6 protein-coding genes are annotated in these 2,499 nt (G+C 30.6%); 2 read left to right on the forward strand and 4 right to left on the reverse strand.

Going from position 1 to position 2,499, the window contains the following annotated elements:
- The coding region (locus tag AC8IGH_RS04325; protein ID WP_507419491.1) for a low molecular weight phosphatase family protein at window positions 1-300 on the forward strand (300 nt) is incomplete at its 5' end.
- Window positions 293-940 (forward strand): aquaporin, encoded by a 648-nt coding sequence (locus AC8IGH_RS04330; RefSeq protein WP_507419492.1) that lies wholly within the window; start codon window positions 293-295, stop codon window positions 938-940. The genes AC8IGH_RS04325 and AC8IGH_RS04330, both read left to right, overlap by 8 nt.
- On the opposite strand, the gene AC8IGH_RS04335 is transcribed toward AC8IGH_RS04330, so the two are convergent.
- From AC8IGH_RS04335 to AC8IGH_RS04350, 4 genes are all read right to left on the reverse strand, one after another.
- Window positions 941-1,291 (reverse strand): DUF3147 family protein, encoded by a 351-nt coding sequence (locus AC8IGH_RS04335; RefSeq protein WP_507419493.1) that lies wholly within the window; start codon window positions 1,289-1,291, stop codon window positions 941-943.
- A 3-nt stretch (window positions 1,292-1,294) separates the two neighbouring features.
- On the reverse strand, window positions 1,295-1,501 hold the full coding sequence (locus AC8IGH_RS04340; protein ID WP_507419494.1) for a hypothetical protein: 207 nt from the start codon (window positions 1,499-1,501) through the stop codon (window positions 1,295-1,297).
- Between the two features lie 4 nt (window positions 1,502-1,505).
- Window positions 1,506-1,925, reverse strand: a complete 420-nt coding sequence (locus AC8IGH_RS04345) for a thioesterase family protein (protein ID WP_507419495.1) — start codon at window positions 1,923-1,925, stop codon at window positions 1,506-1,508.
- A 170-nt stretch (window positions 1,926-2,095) separates the two neighbouring features.
- Window positions 2,096-2,290: a hypothetical protein gene (locus AC8IGH_RS04350; RefSeq protein WP_507419496.1), complete on the reverse strand. Its 195-nt coding sequence runs from the start codon at window positions 2,288-2,290 to the stop codon at window positions 2,096-2,098.
- Window positions 2,291-2,499: the final 209 nt, after the last annotated feature.

Here is a 2,499-nt window from a genome sequence, read left to right on the forward strand (position 1 = left end):
TCTAAAAGTTGGGATGAGTTTGCAAAACCCAATGCTCCTAAAATGCACATTGTAATTACAGTTTGCGATAGCGCTGCAAAAGAAATGTGCCCTATTTGGCCAGGTCATCCCTTACAAGTGCATTGGGGTTTTAAAGATCCATCCGCTGCTGAGGGGGATAAAATTGCAAAACGTAAAGCATTTGATGAATTAATTAAAACATTAAAACCTAAAATTGAAAAACTCATAAGGTTACCTGTTACAACTATGGACACCGTTAATTTAAAATTTAAACTAAGGGAAATTTACCACAATGATTAACAATAAATATTTAGCTGAGTTTATTGGCACTGGTTTATTAATTTTTGTAGTCACCGGCTCTGGTATCATGGGCTATGATTTATCAAGGGGAAATTCAGCAATTGCTTTGTTAATCAATTCCCTTGCAACAGGAATTGCGCTTTTTATTTTAATTACAATTTTTATTAATGTTTCAGGCGCACATTTTAATCCATTAGTCACGCTGGTTTCTTGGTCTGAGGGAGAAATTAATAATGAAACGTTTATAAAATATTTCTTAAGTCAATTTATGGGAGCTTTACTTGGTATAGTTGTCACTCATATTATTTTTTATTTACCTGTTGTTCAATTTTCAACAAAGATTAGATCTGGATACCCCTTTTGGATTAGTGAATTTGTCTCTACTTTTTTATTACTTTTTGTAATTAAATATTTTGCAAGTACAAATAAAAATCAAATCCCATTGATGGTTTCATTACTAGTTACAGCAGGTTATCTATTCACCTCATCCACATTCTTTGTAAATCCAATTTTAACAGTGGCGAGAAGTTTTACGGATACTTTTGTTGGAATTTATTCAGGCGATGTGATTGGCTTTTTTATATCGCAGGTATTATCAGCCTTAATTTTTATTTATTTTTTTAGGAAAAAAAATAATTAGTTATAAAAGTTCTACTCCAAAAAATTTCATTATTTTTGCAAAAAAGTAAAAAATAACTAAGGTGAGAACCATACTCAAAGATAAAGTAGTCCAAAATCCAAATTTTTTTAATAGATAAGGAAATATTAAAAACATCGGCAACGTTGGCAACACATACCAAAAAGTATAGTAGGCGTGATTTGCAATTTTATCACTTGATTGGTTTTCAATATATAACCAACTTAAAGTTAAAACGGTCACTAAAGGAAGAGCTGCAATCAATCCCCCTAATCGATCACTACGTTTTGCAACCTCAGAAATTAATACAACCATTCCTGCGGTCAGCAGGTATTTAAATATAATCCAATTCATTTATTATTTTTCAATTCCCCACTTAATATTTTGCCAAATTCTATCGTAAGTATAATAACCAATTGAATATAGAAAATTTAATGTAAGTGTTGGAATAATTGATTCTGACCAAGACTTACCAACAATACTTAGAAAAATATAAGAGGTGATCAGTATCCAGATCCTATAGATAGCAGTTTTTACAAAAGTCCTTTTTTTACTTACACGCATAAAATTAATTTATTTTTTTCTCTTTCACTTTGTTATCAAACTTTTCTTTATTGATAACAAATCTTTCATGCACGCCTTTTGAAATAACATCTACACCATCACTAGCTTCTACGTTAAAAGTTAATTTTTTTCCTTCAACTTTTATTAACTCAACGTTTGCAGTAACCTCAAGACCAACAGGTGTTGCGGCTTCGTGACTAACATTAATATGAGTGCCTACACTTTGTTCAGCTGGCCAATCAAGATGTGGTTTGATTGCTAAAATACATGCCCACTCCAAAAATCCAACTAAATATCCTGTTGCAAAAACTTCTGGCATAATTTTAAATTCCTCAGATTCTGGATAAAGATTTGGAACTGTTTTTGATTTTGGGATTGTAAATTTGTGTTGGTATTTAATTCCAGCTTTAAGACTATCTTTCATAAATTATTAATTCATACATCAATTTTGATGTATGCATCAAATGCATTTATATCAAATCAGCTTAAATTTTTGCGCTTTAGACATGCCTATAGCAAATATTTAAAAGGGAATTTAAAAATGTTAGGCTATAGGACTTTCATTTACCAAGCTTTCGCAAGGTAAATAAAACTTTAAATTTCGGACTTTGGTCTTGTGATATGACCGACTACTTTACCAGCATTAACGCCGTTTTTAATTCTGTAACCTGTTGTACCATTTCCATAGGTATCAACTGATTTCATGTTACGATTAATACTATCGATATTCTTTTCTTTTTTTTTATTCTCAAAATTTTTAGCTATCAAACCTTTTGATCCTTCTAGCATTTTAACTCCTTTGTTTTGTTTTATCTATTTGACATGCGAATCTTACATATCAGATATGTGTATTATGCAATAATCAAATATATTTGTCAATATGCAAGAAAATCAAAGAATAAAGGGACCTCTGGTCCCTTTTATCAGGTTATAGAAAACCGGAAAATTTATATGATTTTTTGAACCTTATTTTTGATTAAGCAAAGGTTCTTAAGCTT

Origin of the sequence: Candidatus Allofontibacter sp. (assembly GCF_038145245.1) — a bacterium.
Taxonomy (GTDB): Bacteria; Pseudomonadota; Alphaproteobacteria; order Pelagibacterales; family Pelagibacteraceae; genus Fontibacterium.

Coding starts and splice junctions, on each gene's coding strand:
- AC8IGH_RS04335 (WP_507419493.1), bottom strand. CDS start 1,291: ATGAATTGGATTATATTTAAATACCTGCTGACCGCAGGAATGGTTGTA.
- AC8IGH_RS04340 (WP_507419494.1), bottom strand. CDS start 1,501: ATGCGTGTAAGTAAAAAAAGGACTTTTGTAAAAACTGCTATCTATAGG.
- AC8IGH_RS04345 (WP_507419495.1), bottom strand. CDS start 1,925: ATGAAAGATAGTCTTAAAGCTGGAATTAAATACCAACACAAATTTACA.
- AC8IGH_RS04350 (WP_507419496.1), bottom strand. CDS start 2,290: ATGCTAGAAGGATCAAAAGGTTTGATAGCTAAAAATTTTGAGAATAAA.
- AC8IGH_RS04330 (WP_507419492.1), top strand. CDS start 293: ATGATTAACAATAAATATTTAGCTGAGTTTATTGGCACTGGTTTATTA.